Origin of the sequence: Microbacterium sp. TS-1 (genome assembly GCF_000509385.1) — a bacterium.
Taxonomy (GTDB): Bacteria; Actinomycetota; Actinomycetes; order Actinomycetales; family Microbacteriaceae; genus Microbacterium; species Microbacterium arborescens.
Genome location: NZ_BASQ01000001.1, coordinates 1,967,421 through 1,986,021, shown reverse-complemented (window position 1 = coordinate 1,986,021; position 18,601 = coordinate 1,967,421). Strand labels below are relative to the sequence as shown.

The following is an 18,601-nucleotide window of genomic DNA, read 5'->3' as shown; positions in this document are numbered from 1 at the left end:
AAAGCTACTCCGTCGATGTTTCAGCCGTGCGGCGGACGCTCGCCCGACCCGCGCTGCACCAGCGAAGTCGCGATCTCGACGCGTCGCGGCGGCGCCGTCGGGCGGTCGATCCGATCGATCGCGAGCAGCGCTGCGGCTCGGCCGAGCGCGTGCGCATCGTGCGCGACGACAGAGATCCCCAGCATCTCCGCCAGCTCGAAATCATCGAAGCCGATCAGCGCGCACGGCGAATCGAGATCGCGCAGCGCCTGCAGGGTCGCCGTCGTCGCCCGGTTGTTGCCCGTCACGATCGCGGTCGGCGGCTCACTCGAACGCATCAGCTCGACGACGGCGTCGCGCGTGCTCGCCGCCGGGTCGTCGCCGAGGCTCAGCCAGCGATCGGTCGGGCTCACCCCCACCTCCGCGAGCGCGTCGCGGTACCCCGCCAATCGCTCCCGCACTGTGTGCACCGACGCGGGATTCGCGACGAACGCGATCCGGCGGTGTCCGAGGGCGGTCAGCGATCGCACCGCCTCAGCCATCCCGGCGCGATTGGTGAGCAGCACCGTGTCGGACAGCAGGTTCTCGAGAGGCCTGTCGACCCCGACGATCGGCGTGCCGAAATGGCGCTCGCCCTCGAGGTACGACTGATCGTCCGCGACGGGGATCAGCAGCAGTGCCCGCACGCCCTGTGACAGGACCGCGTCGACCACGCGGCGCTCGGTCTCGGCCGAGTCGTCCGTCGTGGCCAGCAGCATCGTGTACCCGTGCTGCGCCAGCTCGTACTCGATGCCCCCGGCGACGGTGAAGTAGAACGGGTTCTGGATGTCGCCGATCACGAAGCCCACGGTGCTGGTCACCCCGCCGCGGCGCAGATCGCGCGCGACGCGGTTCGGACGGAATCGCAGACGTTCCGCGGCGGCCATCACCCGCTCGCGCGTGTCCGGACGCACCTGGTCCGAACCGTGGAAGACACGCGAGACGGTTTTCGCGCTCACCCCTGCGAGCCGGGCGACATCCTGAATCGTCGCCCGCGTCGGATTCGGCATCCCTGCTCCCTCCGATGACAACGGTGGACATTCTATCTGTGCGGCGATGCTTCACACATCGCAAGGCGGAGCGTAGAGTGACGTCGCTCGATGACAACGTTGACATCCGATGAGCTGGGGCAGAGGAGCTTTGGTGACCGATTCAGAATCCGGCGTGCCCGGACACGGCCGCGAACGGCCTGACCGGAGTTCGACCGGCCGACCCTTGCTCGAGATGCGCTCCATCACGAAGCGCTTCCCCGGCGTCATCGCCCTCGCCGACGTGTCGCTCACGGTGCAGGTCGGAGAGATCCACGCGATCTGCGGCGAGAACGGCGCCGGCAAGTCGACGCTCATGAAGGTGCTCTCGGGGGTCTACCCGTACGGGACCTATGAGGGCGACATCGTCTTCGACGGGCAGGCGGCCCAGTTCCGCGACATCCGGGCGAGCGAGGATGCCGGCATCGCGATCATCCATCAGGAGCTCGCCCTCATCCCCGAGCTGTCGATCGCGGAGAACATCTTCATCGGCAACGAGATCTCGCGGTTCGGCCGCATCGACTGGGACGCCTCGCGAGCCCGGGCGCGTGAGCTGCTCGAACGGGTCGGCCTGCGCGATGACCCGGCCACCCCCATCAAGCAGCTCGGCGTCGGCAAGCAGCAGCTGGTCGAGATCGCCAAGGCCCTGTCGAAGAACGTCAAGCTGCTGATTCTCGATGAGCCGACCGCCGCGCTGAACGAGAACGACTCGCAGCACCTGCTCGGCCTCATCACCGATCTGCGAGACCGCGGCGTGACCTCGATCATCATCAGCCACAAGCTCAACGAGATCGCCCAGATCGCCGACTCGATCACGATCATCCGCGACGGTCGGACGATCGAGACGCTCGACGTCCACGCCGGCGACGTCGACGAGGACCGCATCATCCGCGGCATGGTCGGCCGCTCGCTCGAGAACCGGTTCCCGCCGCGCGACGCGAAGATCGGAGAGGTCTTCTTCGAGGTGCGCGACTGGACGGTGCGGCATCCGCTGAACGCCGACCGACTCGTCGCGAAGTCGTCGCACCTCACCGTCCGCCGCGGCGAGGTCGTCGGTCTCGCGGGCCTGATGGGAGCCGGCCGCACCGAGCTCGCGATGAGCCTGTTCGGCCGCTCGTACGGCCTCTACGAGGGCGGTCAGATCCTCATCGACGGCGAGCCCGTGACGCTCAAGGACGTGCCGGCGGCGATCTCGCACGGGCTCGCCTACGTGAGCGAGGACCGCAAGGTGCTCGGGCTCAACCTGCTCGACCCGATCCGGCGATCGGTGGTGTCCGCGAAGCTCCGCAAGATCGCGCCGCACGGCGTGCTGCATAAGGACGAAGAGCGCGCCGTCGCCGACGACTACCGGGGGAGGCTGCGCATCAAGACGTCGAACGTCGACAACGGCGTCTCGAAGCTCTCGGGCGGCAACCAGCAGAAGGTCGTCCTGGCCAAATGGATGTTCACCGATCCCGACCTGCTCATCCTCGACGAGCCCACCCGCGGCATCGACGTCGGGGCGAAGTACGAGATCTACTCGATCATCAACGACCTCGCCGCTCAGGGGAAGGGCGTGCTCCTCATCTCGAGCGAGCTGCCGGAGCTGCTGGGCATGGCAGACCGCATCTACACGGTCTTCGAGGGGCGCATCACCGACGAGATCGACGCACGCAGAGCCACACCCGAGGAACTGATGCGGAGCATGACCGCAGACCGTGGAAAGAAAGTGACCGCATGACTCAGCCCGACACCGCCCCCGTCCGCACCGGCGGGCTGGCCGACATCCGCAAAGCGTTCGGCGGCGGACAATCCACGCTGCGGCAGTTCGGCATCCTCGGATCGCTCGTGCTGATCATCCTCGTCTTCCAGATCTGGACCAATGGCCTGACGCTGTCGTCGGGCAACCTCATCAACGCGATCAATCAGAACTCCTACATCCTGATCCTCGCGATCGGCATGGTGATGGTCATCATCATGGGCCACATCGACCTCTCGGTCGGGTCGGTCGCCGCCTTCACCGGCATCGTCGTCGCCAAGTCGATGGCCGACTGGAACCTGCCGTCGTACCTCGCGATCGTGCTCGGGCTCGTCGTCGGCGTGCTCATCGGCGCCTGGCAGGGGTTCTGGGTCGCCTACGTCGGCGTGCCGGCGTTCATCGTCACGCTCGCCGGGATGCTGATCTTCCGAGGCTTGAACCAGATCGTCGGGCAGTCGACGACCCTCGCCGTGCCCGCCGACTTCCAGGTGATCGGTGCCGGGTACCTGCCCGAGCTCCCCTTCATCCCGTTGCCGTTCAACGTGCTGACCCTCGCGCTCGGCATCCTCGGTGCGCTCTGGATCGTCGTCAACGAGATCCGCCTGCGCCGGCGTCAGGCCAAGACCGGAGCCGAGTCGGCCCCGCTGTGGGTCTCGATCCTCAAGGTCGTCGTCGTGGGCGGCGTCATCCTCATCGCCGCCTACCTGTTCGCGACCGGGCGGCCGGGAACCGGGTTCCCGATCTCGGGCGTCATCCTCGTCGCCCTCGTCATCCTGTACTCGTTCATCACCAACAACACGACGTTCGGCCGGCGCATCTACGCCGTCGGCGGCAACCGTCTCGCCGCGACGCTGTCGGGGGTGAAGGATCGGCGCGTCGACTTCTTCGTGATGATGAACATGTCGGTACTGGCCTCGCTCGCCGGCATGATCTTCGTCGCCCGCTCGGGTGCCTCCGGACCGCAGGACGGCAACGGATGGGAGCTCGACGCCATCGCGGCGGTGTTCATCGGCGGCGCGGCGGTCTCGGGCGGCATCGGCACCGTCATCGGCGCGATCATCGGTGGACTCGTGATGGCCTTCCTCAACAACGGGCTGCAGCTCGTGGGCACCGGCGCCGACCTCGTATCGGTCATCAAGGGCCTCGTGCTGCTGCTCGCCGTCGGCATCGACGTGCTCAGCAAGGCGACCGGGCGCCCGTCGATCATCGGCCTCTGGTCGGCGCGACGCCGAGCTCGCGCCGACGTCCCCACACCTCCGACTGTCTTGCCGACCGCCGGAACCAATGAGACCAGTCAGCCCGTCGATGCCGGTCGTCGATGACGACACCGCTCGCTGATGGCTCTCCGCACCGAAGAAAAGAGATGAATGCAATGAAGAAGATCGCTCTCGCCGTCACCGCGCTCGCGGTCACGGCGCTGGCCCTGTCGGCGTGCTCCAACGCGCGCACCGACGCGGGCGCCGGCGGCGACGCCTCCGCTGCGGCGGGCTTCGCGGCCGACGCGACGATCGGCGTCGCCTTGCCCGACAAGACCAGCGAGAACTGGGTGCTCGCGGGCGACCTGTTCACGAAGGACCTCGAGGCCGCCGGCTTCAAGGCCGACGTGCAGTACGCACCGGCATCGAACACAGTCGCCGAGCAGCAGAACCAGATCTCCGCGATGATCACGAACGGTGCGAAGGTCATCGTCATCGGCGCGAAGGACGGCAAGCAGCTGGGTACCCAGCTGCAGCAGGCCGCCGACGCGGGCGTGAAGATCATCGCCTACGACCGGCTGCTGGAGAACAGCGAGAACGTCGACTACTACGTCGCGTTCGACAACTTCAAGGTCGGTCAGCTGCAGGGGCAGGCGCTGCTCGACGGGCTCGAGGCGCGGTCGGGCCACGGCGCGCCGTGGAACATCGAGCTGTTCTCCGGCTCGCCCGACGACGCGAACTCCGCGGTGTTCTTCAACGGCGCGCTCGACGTGCTCCAGCCGAAGATCGACGACGGCACCCTCGTCGTGAAGTCGGGTCAGGACGAGATCGCGCAGACGGCGACCCAGGGCTGGAAGGCCGAGAACGCCCAGAGCCGTATGGACTCGATCCTGACGTCGACCTACAGCAGCGACACGCTCGACGGCGTGCTCTCGCCCAACGACACCCTGGCCCGTGCCATCCTCACCTCGGTGAAGCAGGCGGGCAAGGATGTCGCGACCTTCACCGTCACCGGTCAGGACTCCGAGGTCGAGTCGGTGAAGTCGATCATGGCCGGTGAGCAGTACTCGACCATCAACAAGGACACGACGCTGCTGGTCGAGCAGACGGTCAAGATGATCGGCGAGCTGCAGCAGGGCGAGGATGCCGAGGTCAACGACACCGAGCAGTACGACAACGGCGTGAAGGTCGTTCCGGCCTATCTGCTCGAGCCCGTGATCGTCACGAAGGAGAACGCGGCCGAGGCGTACGCCAACGTCCCGAGCCTCCTCGAGATCGTGCAGGCGGCGCAGTAGCCCGAACCGCTCTCGGAACCGGCCCCCAAGCTCTCTCGCTGGGGGCCGGTTCCTCGTATTACGCCGTATCTCTCTTCGTGTCGTCGTGTGAGCGGATGCCGCGACACCGGGCTCCTCCGAGTCCTACTGTCGTGCGATCCGCAGCCTCCGCTGCATCCACGCCGTTCCGAGGAGATCCGCATGACCGACACCGTCTCGCGCGTCGAGCGCGCCGTCGGCGACCCCGCGCCGACCGCGCCGCGCGTCGACCTCGGCGACATCCCCGTCGTCCGCACACGGCACTGGTTCCGCTGGGCGATCGCGGCGATCGTCGTGTTCGTCGTCGCGCAGTTCCTGTGGTCGCTCGTGACGAACGAGAACTACGAGTGGGACTACTTCGCGCAGTACTTCTTCTCCGACCCGGTGCTGCAGGGACTCGGCCTCACCCTCGTCTACACGGCGGTGTCGGCGACGATCGGATTCCTGCTCGGGACGGTGCTCGCGCTGGCTCGGCTCGCCAAGTCGCCGCTGCTCAACGCCGCGGCGTGGAGCTTCATCTGGTTCTTCCGCTCGGTCCCCCTCGTCGTGCAGCTGGTCGTCTGGTACAACCTCGGCTACCTGTATCCGACGCTCGGACTGGGCACCCCCTTCACAACCGACTTCTGGATCGTCGAGTTCCCGACGGTGCAGCTGATCAGCGCGTTCGCGGCGGGCGTGCTCGGCCTGAGCCTGCACCAGGCGGCCTACTCCGCCGAGATCATCCGCGGCGGCCTGCTCTCGGTCGACCAAGGCCAGCTCGAGGCGGCCGCCGCCCTCGGCATCCCGCCGCGTCGGCGGCTCAGCCGCATCGTGCTGCCGCAGGCCATGCGATCGATCGTCCCCAACGCCACCAATGAGGTGATCGGGCTCGTCAAGGGCACCTCGGTCCTGTTCGTGATCGCGATCCCCGAGCTGTTCTACGCGGTGCAGGTGATCTACAACCGCAACAGTCGCGTCATCCCGCTCCTGCTCGTCGCGGTGGTCTGGTACACGATCATCACCACGGTGCTCAGCATCCTGCAGTACTACATCGAGCGTCACTACGCGCGGGGATCCGTGCGGGTTCTGCCGCCCACGCCCGTTCAGCGTGCGCGCCGCTGGATCGCCGTGCAGTGGGCCCGCCTCGGCGACGACGCGCCGGCACCCCGCCCACTCGCGACCAGCCGCGCCACTTCCGGAGGAGAGTCATGACCCGCGGTCTCGTCGAGATCCACAACGTCCACAAGAGCTACGCCGGAGTCGAGGTGCTCGGCGGCATCGACCTCACCATCGAGCCGGGCGAGGTCGTCGCTATCCTCGGCGCGAGCGGCTCGGGCAAGTCGACGCTGCTGCGCACCATCAACCACCTCGAGACGGTCGACCGCGGATCGGTCACGGTCGACGGCGAGTTCATCGGGTACGAGCAGCGCAACGGCAAGCTCTACGAGCTGCGCGAGAAGGCCGTGCTCGAGCGTCGCACCCAGATCGGGATCGTCTTCCAGAACTTCAACCTCTTCCCGCACCTCACCGCCCTCGAGAACGTCACTGAGGCGCCCGTCGCCCTCGGGCGGCTGTCGAAGGACGACGCCCGCGAACTCGCCCTCGGGCTGCTCGACCGCGTAGGACTCGGCGACAAGGCCGGTCACTACCCGCGCCAGCTCTCCGGCGGGCAGCAGCAGCGCGTCGCGATCGCGCGAGCGCTGGCTCTGAAGCCCAAGGTGATCCTGTTCGATGAGCCGACGAGCGCGCTCGACCCCGAGCTCGTCGGCGAGGTGCTCGACGTCATCCGCGACCTCGCACAGCTCGGCACGACGCTCATCATCGTCACCCACGAGATCGGCTTCGCCCGCGAGGTCGCCGACCGCGTCGTCTTCCTCGATGGCGGCCGGATCATCGAGCAGGGCCCGCCCGCCGAGGTACTCGTCGCGCCGAAGCACCCCCGCGTGCAGGAGTTCCTCGCCAAGGTCCTCGCCTGAGCTCCCCTCCATCCCGCTCCATCCGCACCCCACCCTTTCGAGAGAGATCCACAGCATGGCCATCAGCAAGAAGCAGGGCATCGCCGCCGGACTCGGCGTCGTCGCGGTCGCCGCGATCGTCGGCGGCATCGTCACCGCGGTCAACCTCAACCGGCCCGCCGAGGCCGAAGCCGCCGCCCCGGCGGCGACGACCGCGAACGTCGCGACCGACGACATCCATTGGGTGCACCTCGACGAGCCCGTCGCCGAGGCCGTCGCCGCTCTCGAGGCGAGCGGGTTCACCCCCGTCGAGGAGGGCAAGCTGACCGTCGCGCACTCCGCCTATCTGCCGCCCCTCGGCTACATCCCCGAGGGCGAGACCGAGGCCGCCGGCACCGAGCCGAACATCGGCTCGCTCGTCGCCGAGGCGCTGGGCCTCGAGTACAACCCCGTGGTCGTCGCATGGGCCGACTGGCCCCTCGGCATCCAGTCGGGCAAGTACGACCTCATCACCTCGAACGTCACGGTCACGGAGGAGCGCAAGGAGCTCTACGACTTCGCGAGCTACCGCGAAGACCTGCTCGGCTTCTACGTCCGCTCCGACAGCGACATCGACAAGATCGAGGAAGCCGCCGACATCTCGGGCCTGAAGATCGTCGTCGGCTCGGGCACCAACCAGGAGCAGGTGCTGCTCGCCTGGAACGACGAGCTCGAAGCCGCAGGCGAGGCGCCTGCCGAGTTGCAGTATTACGACGACAACGCCGCGGCCGTGCTCGCGCTGCAGTCCGGCCGCGTCGACGCCACCTTCGGCCCCAACGCGACGTCGGCCTGGTCGGCGCGGGAGACGGGCGACACCAAGCTCGTCGGGCTCGTGCCCGGCGGCTGGCCGCAGACCGCGAACATCGCCGCGGCCACCGCGAAGGGCAACGGCCTGATCGAGCCCGTGTCGATCGCGCTCAACGCCCTCATCGCCGGCGGCCAGTACGACGAGGTCCTCGAGACCTGGGGGCTCGAGTCGGAGCGCATCGAGACGAGCGAGATCAACCCGCCCGGACTCCCCGCGTCATGAATGGCCCGCGTCGCGATCGGGTCTCGGTGAGAGGTAGCGTCACCTCGTGACATCGACCGCGACAGCGCTCACCATCCGGCTCGTCCGCACCGAGGAGTTCGCTCGGGCGGGCGAGCTGACCGCTCGCGCCTACCAGCACAGCTACGGCGAACTCTCGGAGCACTACCTCGCCTCGTTGCGCGACGTCGCCGCGCGCGTCCGGAGCGGAGATGTGTGGGTGGCGGTGGACGCCGGCGGGAGTGAGGATGCCGCTGCCGAGCCCGAGATCCTCGGGACCGTGTGGGTCGCTCGGCCCAACCGCCCGCTCGCCGGGGTCGCGCAGCCCGGCGAGACCGACTTCCGTCAGCTCGCCGTCGCCCCCGAGGCGCGGGGGCGCGGGGTCGGCGAAGCACTCACCCGGCACGTCATCGAGCTGGCCCGGCAGCGCGGATCCCACCGTGTGGTCATGAACAGCGGGCCCGAGATGACCGCGGCGCATGCCCTGTACGCCAAGCTCGGCTTCGCACGTCTGCCCGAGCGCGAGGGTCGGATCGAGGTCGAGCCGGGCCGTTTCATCGAGCTGCTCGCGTTCGGATACGACCTCGCGCCCGAGCCTGCCGCCGCAACCCGCGCTCCTGCAGGCGCCTCGGCCACGACGTGGCTGTTCGAGCACATCGACTACGACGACCCGCGTGCCGGGGCCCTGCGCGCCGAGATGGACCGCGAGGTCGGCCCGCGCTACGCCGACCGCTTCGACGAGACCGACCCCGAGGCCGCCGCTCGGTCGGCACGAGCGTTCGCCCTCGATCCCGCGACGATCGTGGCGACGGTGCTCGTGACGGATGCCGCGGGCGAAGCAATCGGCCACGGCGCGCTGCGCGATCTCGAGCACGACGGCATCCGCGATCTCGAGATCAAGCGCGTGTACGTCCACCCTCGGGCCCGCGGTCTCGGCGCGAGCCGGGCACTGCTCGCCGAGCTCGAACGCATCGCCCGCGACCGGGGCGCGGCGCGCGTCATCCTGCAGACCGGCGACCGCCAGCACGACGCCGTCGTCCTGTACGAGCGCCTCGGCTACACCCCGATCCCGATCTACGCCCCGTACACCGAGTACGCCTTCTCCCGCTGCTTCGCCAAGCCCCTGTAGCCCCGAGCCCCCTGGCACGATCGCCGAGAACGCACCCTCCCGGCGAAGACGCACGGTGCAGGGTGCGTCCTCGTGATGGCGGTGCGTTCTCGCGGCATCGACACCGCCGAATTTCCATCCGTTGCGGGCTCGGCGACGAAGACACTATGCACGGTAGGAGTGATCTGCCGATCGAGAGGCGACAGCGATGGCGAAATCGACCGCATCCGCGAACGAGGCGAAGACCCGTCGCTGGGTCTGGGGCCTCTGGAGCGCACTCGCCGGCATCGTCAGCGCGGCCGCCTTCCTCGCGGTCGCCGAGCTGATCGCGCTGCTCGTCGCGCGCGAGAGCAGCCCGATCCTCGCGGTGGGCGCCTTCGTCATCGACATCGTGCCGCAACCCCTCAAGGAGTTCGCGATCGCGACCTTCGGCTCGGCCGACAAGATCGTCCTGCTGGGCAGCCTCGCGCTCGCCGTCGTCATCGCCGCGGCGATCGCCGGCATCCTGCAGTTCTTCGTCCGGCCCTTCGGAGTCATCGTCATCGCCCTCGCCGGGGTGATCTCGACCGCGGCGATCATCACCCGAACCGGCGCCAGTCCCCTCGCGTTCGTGCCGCCCGTGGTCGGGACGCTCGTCGGAGTGCTCGTCCTGGTGTTCGTCATCACGCGCCTCCGGCGCTGGGCGGGCGCCGCGGATGCCGCTGATGCCGACACCCCCGCGGCACCGGCCGCCGAGCAGCGCGGCCTCGGTCGCCGTTCGTTCCTCGTCGCGACGGGAGGCGTCGGCATCGCTGCGGTCATCGTCGGCGTCGGCGCACGTCTGCTCAACGCGACGTCCGCGTCGGTCGATGCCCTGCGCCGCGAGCTGCGCATCCCCGAGCCGCGGTCGACCGTCACGATTCCCGACGGCGCCGAGCTCGAGGTCGAGGGCATCTCGCCGCTCATCACCCCGAACGCCGACTTCTACCGCGTCGACACGGCGCTCACCGTGCCCTCGGTCGACCCCACGACGTGGCGTCTCGTCATCGACGGCATGGTCGACCAACGCGTCGAGCTGAGCTTCGACGACCTCGTCGGCATGGGCCTCGACGAGTACGCCGTGACGCTCACCTGCGTCTCGAACGAGGTCGGTGGCGGGCTGGTGGGTAACGCGATCTGGCAGGGCGTCCCGATCCGCGACATCCTGCGCATGGCCGGCCCGCAGTCCGGCGCCGACATGGTGCTCTCGAAGAGCGTCGACGGCTACACGGCGTCCACCCCGCTCGAAGCTCTGACCGACGATGCGCGCGACGCGATCTTCGCCGTGAAGATGAACGGCGAGCCGCTTCCGCTCGAGCACGGTTTCCCGGTGCGCATGGTCGTTCCCGGGCTGTACGGCTACGTCTCGGCGACGAAGTGGGTCACCGAGCTCAAGGTCACGACGTTCGAGGCCGACGAGGCGTACTGGACTCCGCGCGGATACGCGGCCGAAGCTCCGATCAAGTTCTCCTCCCGCATCGACACTCCGCGCACGGGTACCCCGGTCGCCGCGGGAACCGTCGCGATCGCCGGGATGGCGTGGGCGCAGACCGTCGGCATCGAGCGCGTCGAAGTGCGCATCGACGATGGCGACTGGCAGGCCGCGACGCTCTCGACCCCGATCAATGCCGACACCTGGGTGCAGTGGATGCTCGAGTGGCAGGCCGAAGCGGGCACCCACTACGTCGAGGTGCGCGCGGTCAACAAGAACGGCGACACGCAGATCGAGGAGCGCGCCCCCATCGCCCCCGACGGCTCGAGCGGCTGGCAGCGCGTGCTGGTCACCGTCTCAGCCTGATCCCCTCTGACCCTGCGACACCCCCGGTCGACTCGCCACGAACTGCGGGTCCTGGCCCCGCCGTATCCGCAATTCCTGGCGACTCGACGGGGGTGCCGCGAAGCGCGGGATGCAGCGCGGCCGCGAGCGACAGGGCGCTCGCGAACGCGCAGACCGTGACCGCGGCCTGCAGCGAACCGGCCGTCGCCTGGCCGCCGGCGGTCAGCAGGATGCCGGTCGTCAGCGCCACCAGGAACGTCGCCGCCAGCCGCTGCGTCAGCTGCAGGAAGGATGCGGCGACACCGTGTAGTCGCGTCGACGCGAACGACAGCGTGACCGCGCGGATCGGCGGCTCGACCAGCCCGCCGGCGAACCCGAGACCGATCTGCGCCGCGGCCGCGATCACGAGCAGCGGGCCGTCGTCGACGAGCGGTGCGCTGACCGCGATCGTCGCGAGCAGCAGGAGCTGGATCGTCAGCCCGAGCGACACGGTCGCCGTGCCGATCCTCGCGAACACCCGCTGGCTCAGCAGAGAGGCCACCAGTCTGGCCACCGCTTCCGGGGCGAAGAGCAGGGCGATCGCGAACGGCGTCAGCCCGGGACGCTGCAGGAAGTACAGGGTCGCCGCCGAGGCGAAGGCCATGCCGCTGCCGAACCACAGCAGCGCCGAGACGTTGCCCGCGACGAAGCCGCGCGAGCGCACGAGGGCCGGCGCGAACAGCGGAAGCCGTCCCTGCTGGCCGTAGTGACGCTCCCACGCGACGAGGGCCACGATCAGCACGCCGGCGGCGGCCGCAACGATGATCCCGGCGACTCCCGAGAGGCCGGGTTCGACGACCGGCAGGGTGGCCGCCACGACGATCGCGCAGAGCAGCACGATGCCGGGCAGGTCGAGGGCGACGCGGCGCCCGTCCGACGGACCACGGCGGACGGGACCCGGCAGTCCGCGAGCCCCGAGCGCGAGCGCCGCGAGCACGAACGGCAGCGGCATCAGCAGCACGATGCGCCAGGCCCCGTCCGTCCACCCTCCGTCTGGCCAGGCTCCGTCCGCCCGTGCGGCGGTCGACACGAGGGCCGCTGCCACCGGCCCGAGCAGCCCCGCGAGGGCTCCCGTCGCCGTGTAGGCGCCGAGCGCCCGCAAGCGGGCTGCCCCGGTGAACAGGTCCTGGATCGTGCCCAGCACCTGCGCACTGATGACACCCGCACCCAGGCCCTGGACGAAGCGGGCCGCCACCAACAGCCCGATCGATGGAGCCGTCACCGCCACGAGCCCGCCGACCAGGAAGACCGCCAGGCCGAGCACGAACAGCCGCCGCCGCCCGTACACGTCGCCCAGTCGGCCCGAGGGGATCAGCCCCAGGCCGAAGGTGAGGGAGAACGACGCGAGCAGCCACTGCACGCCGGCGGTCGACGCGTCGAGGGATGCCGCGACATCCGGCGCCGCGTACGTGATGACGGTCGCGTCGAACAGCGTCGCGAAGCCGGCCGCCACGCACGCCCACAGCGCCGCCCGGGAACTCACGCGGGCACGGCCACCTGGTCGGCGGCGGCGGTCTGCGCCCGACCTGCGGCGGGGTCGCGCTCGGTCCACAGGTCTGTCGGCAGCTCGCGCCGAAGCACCGGGGCGACCTCTGTGGCGAAGCGATGCAGGATCTCCAGCTGGCGCGGGAAGGGCACCGTCGTAGGCAGGCTGATCGACTGCAGGTCGTGCCCCAGCCGACCGTGGAAACGTGCGATCTTGTCGATCACCTGCTGCGGCGTGCCGACGAGGGCCGGCCCGTCGGCGACGGCGTGCTCGATGTCGCGGAACGGGGTGTTGTTGCCCGGCACATTCGTCGCGGCGACGAGCGCGTTGTACACCGGGCCGTAGGCCGCGACGGCCTCCTGGGTGGTGTCGGCGATGAAGAGCGCGCCCGACCCGGCGCCGACGAAGGCGCCGCGGGGATCGTGCCCGTGCCGGGCGAACTCGGCGCGGTAGTGGTCGACGAGCACGCCGTAGTTCTCGAGCGGTTGGATGGCGTTCGCGCTGAACAGCGGATCGCCGTACTGCGCGGCCAGCGCCGCCGAGAACAGGGTGGTCGCCGAGCCGTGCCAGACCCGCGGCGCACCGGCGAACGGGCGGGGGAGTGTCGTGACATCCGTCAGCGGTCGCGTGTAGGGCGAGCCCGCCCACGACACGCCCTCGTGGCGCCAGAGGGTGCGCAGGAGCGCGTACTTGTCGGCCAGCAGCTCCCACTGATCGTCGATGTCGAGTCCGAACAGCGGGAACTGCGCGACCTCGTTCCCCTTTCCGATCGTGATGTCCAGGCGGCCGCGCGAGAGCTGATCGATCGTCGCGTAATCCTCGGCGACCCGAACGGGATCGAGGACCGACAGCACGGTGACGCCTGAGTTGAGGCGGATGCGGCTGGTGCGCGCCGCGATCGCCGCGAGCAGCACGGTCGGCGACGACGAGATGAAGTGGCCCGCGTGGCGTTCGCCCACGGCGACGGCATCCAGCCCCCACTCCTCGGCCCGGACCGCCTGCTCGAGGGTCTCGGCGAACCGATCGGCCGGTGACACCTGGCGGCCGGTGACGGGATCGGGGCGGTAGGGCACGATGTCGAGCAGCTGGAACCTCATCGTGACACCTCCGTGTCGGCGCTGACGCGGGCGAGCGGAGTCTTCTCGCCCGCCTCGATGCCGATCGGCAGCCGGTTCTCCGCCGGGGGCAGGGGACACGTCGCGTGGTCGGTGTAGGCGCACGGCAGGTTCACGGCGCGGTTGAAGTCGATGACCGTCCAGCCGTCGGCGTCGGGCGCCGCGACCGAGACCGACCGGTTCGCGGCGTACGTCGTGAGTCCGCTCGTCGCGTCGGTGAAGAGGACGAGCAGGCTTCCCGGCTCGGCATGCCCCGGGAAAGCGGTCAGCGAGAACGTCTCACCGCGCCACTCGAACTCCAGCACGCCCGGAGCGTCGTACACGTGGGTGAGCCCGTCGACGGCCGCGCCCACCGTGGTCGGACGGGGCTCGTCGAACGCCCGGAACCGCGCCGCGACCCGCCAGCGCGGATTGGGAACGTACGTGGGTGTGCCGGTGTACGACGCCAGGAAGGGATGGTCGGGGCGCCGCGGACGCACGATCGTGTGACCGCCCCGCTGTGCGAGCTCGATCACCCCGGTGACGTCGCCGTCGACGAAGCCGAGGTTCACGCCGCCGCGCTCGGGGATGTCGCCGAAGGCGTGCTCGCCGCGCAGCGTCTCGCCGTCGAGGTCGAGCGTCTCGCCGTCGGCCAGTCTCACGACCGGCCCGTCGGGCCCGAGCGTCCACGTGCCGGGTGCGTCGGGCAGCGTGACGGCGGCATCGCCGAGCCAGTGCAGCCCCGTCACCGCGAGGAAGCCGTGGGGGTCGGCCCGCCGCGCCTCGTGCTCGCGGTGCCAGGTCTCCCAGTCGCGACCGAAGGCCGCGCGGTCGATCGTGCCGCCGGGGATGCGGTCGTCGGTCGTCGTGCTCATGTGTTCTCCTGATCGTGGAAGGTACGCACGACGTGGTCGAGCGCGTGGACGGTGAGGTCGAGCGAGGCGAGGTCGATGCGCTCGTTGTGGCCGTGGAAGAGCCGGCGGAAGGTGCCGTAGTCCCAGCGTTCGCTGAGCACGCCGAACCCGTAGGCCGGGATGCCGCGGCGCCGGTAGAACCGGCCGTCGGTGCCGCCGATGCCGAGCATCGGAAGCAGCTCCGCGCCGGGGTAGGCCCGGCGCACGGCGCTTCCGAGCGCCGCGAACAACGGCGTGTCCGTCGGCGAGATCGTCGACTCGCCGAACCAGTCGCCCTCGATCTCGATGTGCTCGAGCAGATCGCCGAGCGCCTCGCGCAGGTAGCCGTGGACGTCGTCGCGCGTCACACCCGGCAAGATCCGGATGTCGAGCTGCACGGTCGCCTCGCCGGGGATGACGTTGGCCTTCTCGCCCGCGCGCACCACGTTGGGCGAGATGGTCGTGTGCGTCGAGGCGTGCGCGAAGCCGTTGAGGTCTCCGAGCGCGTCGACGCCCTCGAAGAACCGGGCAGGATCGGTGACCGCCGCACTCACGTCGGGCTCGAGCTCGAGCGCCTCCGCGTAGGCGCGCCACTGCGGCGTGATGACCGTGGGGCCGCGGAATCGCGCGAGCCGCGTCATCGCCTCGGCTGCGATCACGCCGGCGTTGCGGGTCCCCCACGGCGCGGAGCCGTGGCCCGGCACGCCGCGCACCCGCAGCAGTCGGCCGGCTCCGCCCTTCTCGCCGATCATGACGCCGAGCGCCGGCGTGGAGCCGGCGTGCGCGCCGCCCGACTCGGTCAGGACGTAGTCGGCGTCGATGAGGTCGAGTCGGTGTTCGGTGAGCCAGCCGACACCGAACCTGCTGCCGCTCTCCTCGTCGGCCACGGCCGCGAACACGAGGTCGCCGCGCGGACGGAAGCCGCTCGTCGCGATAGCCCGCGTGACGACGGCGTAGGCCGCGGTGAGATTCAGCATGTCGATCGCCCCGCGTCCCCACAGCACGTCGTCGACGATCTCGGCGCCGAACGGATCGCGCTCCCAGCCGGCCGGCTCGACGGGCACGACATCCGTGTGGCCGACGAGCGCGAGCGAGGGCGCGCTGCGGTCGGTGCCCTCGATCCGCACGATCAACGACTCGCGCCCCGGATGCGGTTCGACGACGACGCCTTCGACGCCGGAGCCGGCGAAGAACTCCTGCAGCGTGCGCACCTGGCGCCACTCCTGCCCCGAGTCGGGGGTACCGTCGTTGACCGCGGCGTTCCGGATCAGCTGCTGCAACAGCTCGGTCGTCTGCTCGGCGAGCCCCGGAGTGCCGCTCATGCGACGGCCTCTCGTGCGCGTCCGGGGATGGCGTTGATCAGACGGCGCGTGTACTCCTCGCGCGGGTACGTCAGCACCGTGGTGGTCGCCCCCTGCTCGACGATGCGTCCCTGCCGCATCACCGCGACGCGGTCCGAGATCTCGCGCACGACGGCGAGGTCGTGGCTGATGAAGAGGTACGACACCCCGAGCTGCTGTTGCAGCTCGACGAGAAGGTCGAGGATCTGTGCCTGCACCGACACGTCGAGGGCCGAGACCGCCTCGTCCAGAACCACCAGGTCGGGGTCGGTTGCCAGAGCGCGCGCGATCGCGACGCGCTGGCGCTGCCCTCCCGACAGCTCGGCGGGCCGGCGCCCGGCGGTGTCGGCGGGGAGCGCGACGCGGTCGAGCAGCTCTCGCACGCGCGCCGCGCGTCGTGTCCGATCGCCGATGCCGAACGCGCGCAGCGGCTCGTCGACGACGTCCGCGATCGTGAACCGCGGGTCGAGCGAGGCGTACGGGCTCTGGTAGACGAGCTGGAACCGGCGACGGAGCGACCGCAGCTGCTCGCGCCCAGCGGTCACGAGATCGACGCCGTCGAAGCGGATGCCGCCGGCCGTGGGCTGCTCGAGCCGCAGCGCGAGCCGCGCGGTCGTGCTCTTGCCCGACCCCGACTCGCCCACGACGGCGAGGGTCTCGCCCCGCCCGACCGTAAACGACACGTCGTCGACCGCGACGAGACGCCGGCGGCCGGGAAGCGCGAACTCCTTGCGCAGACCCGTGACCTCGAGAAGCGGCGCGGGCTGCACATCCGCTGCAGGCCGCACATCCGCCGTTCGCAGACCCGCCGCCCGCAGTCCCGGTGCCGCCGCGATGAGTGCGCGGGTATAGGGATGCTGCGGATCCGCGAGCACGGCGCCGGTCGGTCCCTGCTCGACGATCCCACCGTTCTGCATCACGACGATGCGGTCGGCGCGGTCGGCGGCGACTCCGAGATCGTGCGTGATGAGCAGCACCGCGGTGCCGAGGGTGTCGGCGAGCGTGTCGATGTGGTCGAGGATCTGCTTCTGCACCGTGACGTCGAGCGCGCTCGTCGGCTCATCGGCGATCACGAGCTGCGGCTCGGCTGCGAGCGCCGCGGCGATGAGTGCGCGCTGCCGCATCCCGCCCGAGAACTGGTGCGGGAACTGCTGCGCCCGGGCCTCGGGCTCGGGGATGCCGGCGAGCCCGAGCAGCTGCACCGCCTGCCGATCGGCGGCACGGCGCGAGGCGAGCCCGTGGATCACGAGCGGCTCGCCGACCTGCCGCCCGACGCGTTTGACGGGGTTGAGGCTCGTCCCCGGGTCCTGCGGGATCAGGCCGATCCTCCGGCCGCGCACCTCGCGCCAGGCCCGGGACGAGAGGCCGGTGAGGTCTTCGCCGTCGAATCGGATGGCACCGGCGTCGACACGCGCGTTGCGCGCCAGCAGGTGGATGACGGCGTGCGCGGTCGTGCTCTTTCCCGATCCGGACTCGCCGACGATGGCGACGACTTCTCCGCGGTCGACCGAGAACGAGACATCCGTCACCGCCGCGCGCGTCTCGCCGTCCACCGTGTACGACACGCTCAGGCCGTCGACCTCGAGCAGGGGTGTGAGCGGGGCGGTCATCGGGTTCCTCCGTTGCGTTCGAGAGCGCGTGAGATGCGGTTGGCAGAGAGCACGACGGCGACGATCACGAGTCCCGGGAGCGTTGTCAGCCACCAGGCGACGGCGAGGTAGTCACGCCCGCCCGACACGAGCGATCCCCACTCGGGCGTCGGCGGCGGTGCGCCGAAGCCGAGGAACGACAGCGATGAGATGGCCAGCACCATGACGCCGAACTCGAGGGCGGCGAGGGCGACGACCGGTCCCGACGCGTTCGGCAGGACGTGGCGGGCGAGGATCGTGTACCACCGCACGCCCGAGACCCGGGCGGCCTCGACGTAGACGGACGTTGCGACCTGCAGCACCTCCGCGCGCATGACGCGCGAGAACGATGCGACGCTCGCGAGTCCGACCGCGATCGCGACGTTGATCGTCCCGAAGCCCAGAGCCGTGATGAGGGCCAGCGAAAGCAGCAGGCTCGGGACCGCGAGGAGCACGTCCATGAAGCGCATGATCACGTCGTCGACGAATCCGCGCAGAAAGCCGGCGAGCAGCCCGAACACCGATCCCACCGTGAGCCCCACGACGACGGCGACGCTCGTCGCGGCGAGCGACGTGGCCGATCCGTGCACGACCCGGGCGAACAGATCGCGGCCGAGGTTGTCGGTGCCGAACAGGTGCTCGGCCGACGGCGGCTGCAGCCGGTCGCGCGCCACCCCCTCGATCGGGTCCCATGACGTGAACCAGGTCGGCGCGACCGCCCACAGCACGACCAGGGCGAGCACCGCGACGGCGAGCACGAGCGTCGGTTGGCGCAGGAACGATCGGATGCCGCGCGCGGCGCGTGCCCGATCCGCTCCGGTGCGGGTCGACCGACGGCCGCCGCTCGGCCCCCGGCCGGCGGATTCGGCGGGATCGGCGGGTTCAGCGGGGCGGATGGGGGCGTCGAGGGTGATGGCCATGATTC

Annotated in this window: 15 protein-coding genes; 8 read left to right on the top strand and 7 right to left on the bottom strand. The window is 70.1% G+C overall.

What is annotated here, in order from left to right:
* Window positions 1-20: 20 nt before the first annotated feature.
* Entirely contained in the window at window positions 21-1,028 is a 1,008-nt protein-coding gene (locus tag MTS1_RS09195; protein ID WP_023953314.1) for a LacI family DNA-binding transcriptional regulator, read from the bottom strand.
* Between the two features lie 214 nt (window positions 1,029-1,242).
* On the opposite strand from MTS1_RS09195, the gene mmsA reads away from it, so the two are divergent.
* The 8 genes from mmsA to MTS1_RS09150 all read left to right on the top strand — a co-directional run bounded on the left by mmsA (window position 1,243) and on the right by MTS1_RS09150 (window position 11,217).
* Window positions 1,243-2,766: a multiple monosaccharide ABC transporter ATP-binding protein gene (mmsA, locus tag MTS1_RS09190; RefSeq protein WP_023953312.1), complete on the top strand. Its 1,524-nt coding sequence runs from the start codon at window positions 1,243-1,245 to the stop codon at window positions 2,764-2,766.
* Window positions 2,763-4,106: a multiple monosaccharide ABC transporter permease gene (gene mmsB, locus MTS1_RS09185; protein ID WP_023953310.1), complete on the top strand. Its 1,344-nt coding sequence runs from the start codon at window positions 2,763-2,765 to the stop codon at window positions 4,104-4,106. Before mmsA ends, mmsB begins: the two co-directional genes overlap by 4 nt.
* Window positions 4,107-4,156: 50 nt before the next feature.
* A complete protein-coding gene (locus MTS1_RS09180) occupies window positions 4,157-5,275 on the top strand; it encodes a sugar-binding protein (RefSeq protein ID WP_023953308.1) in 1,119 nt (372 codons plus the stop codon).
* A 180-nt stretch (window positions 5,276-5,455) separates the two neighbouring features.
* A complete protein-coding gene (locus MTS1_RS09175) occupies window positions 5,456-6,484 on the top strand; it encodes an amino acid ABC transporter permease (protein ID WP_023953306.1) in 1,029 nt (342 codons plus the stop codon).
* Window positions 6,481-7,248, top strand: coding sequence for an amino acid ABC transporter ATP-binding protein (locus MTS1_RS09170; protein WP_023953304.1), 768 nt, complete (start codon window positions 6,481-6,483; stop codon window positions 7,246-7,248). The genes MTS1_RS09175 and MTS1_RS09170 overlap by 4 nt, the downstream gene beginning before the upstream one ends.
* Before the next feature lie 55 nt (window positions 7,249-7,303).
* Complete coding sequence (locus MTS1_RS09165; RefSeq protein WP_023953302.1) at window positions 7,304-8,296, top strand: ABC transporter substrate-binding protein; 993 nt, start codon at window positions 7,304-7,306, stop codon at window positions 8,294-8,296.
* 46 nt (window positions 8,297-8,342) lie between these two features.
* A complete protein-coding gene (locus tag MTS1_RS16700) occupies window positions 8,343-9,422 on the top strand; it encodes a GNAT family N-acetyltransferase (protein WP_023953300.1) in 1,080 nt (359 codons plus the stop codon).
* 187 nt (window positions 9,423-9,609) lie between these two features.
* Entirely contained in the window at window positions 9,610-11,217 is a 1,608-nt protein-coding gene (locus MTS1_RS09150) for a molybdopterin-dependent oxidoreductase (RefSeq protein WP_023953299.1), read from the top strand.
* Here the strand turns inward: MTS1_RS09150 and MTS1_RS09145 are convergent.
* From MTS1_RS09145 to MTS1_RS09120, 6 genes are read right to left on the bottom strand one after another with little or no spacing between them, the layout of a single operon-like run.
* Window positions 11,201-12,718, bottom strand: a complete 1,518-nt coding sequence (locus MTS1_RS09145) for an MFS transporter (RefSeq protein ID WP_023953298.1) — start codon at window positions 12,716-12,718, stop codon at window positions 11,201-11,203. The two genes, MTS1_RS09150 and MTS1_RS09145, sit on opposite strands and share 17 nt — an antisense overlap.
* Window positions 12,715-13,818 carry an LLM class flavin-dependent oxidoreductase gene (locus MTS1_RS09140; protein ID WP_023953297.1) on the bottom strand — a complete coding sequence of 368 codons (1,104 nt, stop codon included), beginning with the start codon at window positions 13,816-13,818 and terminating at the stop codon, window positions 12,715-12,717. The genes MTS1_RS09145 and MTS1_RS09140 overlap by 4 nt, the downstream gene beginning before the upstream one ends.
* Window positions 13,815-14,690: a DUF1684 domain-containing protein gene (locus MTS1_RS09135; RefSeq protein WP_023953296.1), complete on the bottom strand. Its 876-nt coding sequence runs from the start codon at window positions 14,688-14,690 to the stop codon at window positions 13,815-13,817. The genes MTS1_RS09140 and MTS1_RS09135 overlap by 4 nt, the downstream gene beginning before the upstream one ends.
* Window positions 14,687-16,030, bottom strand: coding sequence for a M20/M25/M40 family metallo-hydrolase (locus tag MTS1_RS09130; RefSeq protein WP_023953295.1), 1,344 nt, complete (start codon window positions 16,028-16,030; stop codon window positions 14,687-14,689). The genes MTS1_RS09135 and MTS1_RS09130 overlap by 4 nt, the downstream gene beginning before the upstream one ends.
* Entirely contained in the window at window positions 16,027-17,658 is a 1,632-nt protein-coding gene (locus MTS1_RS09125) for an ABC transporter ATP-binding protein (protein ID WP_023953293.1), read from the bottom strand. The genes MTS1_RS09130 and MTS1_RS09125 overlap by 4 nt, the downstream gene beginning before the upstream one ends.
* Complete coding sequence (locus MTS1_RS09120; protein WP_023953291.1) at window positions 17,655-18,596, bottom strand: ABC transporter permease; 942 nt, start codon at window positions 18,594-18,596, stop codon at window positions 17,655-17,657. The genes MTS1_RS09125 and MTS1_RS09120 overlap by 4 nt, the downstream gene beginning before the upstream one ends.
* Window positions 18,597-18,601: the final 5 nt, after the last annotated feature.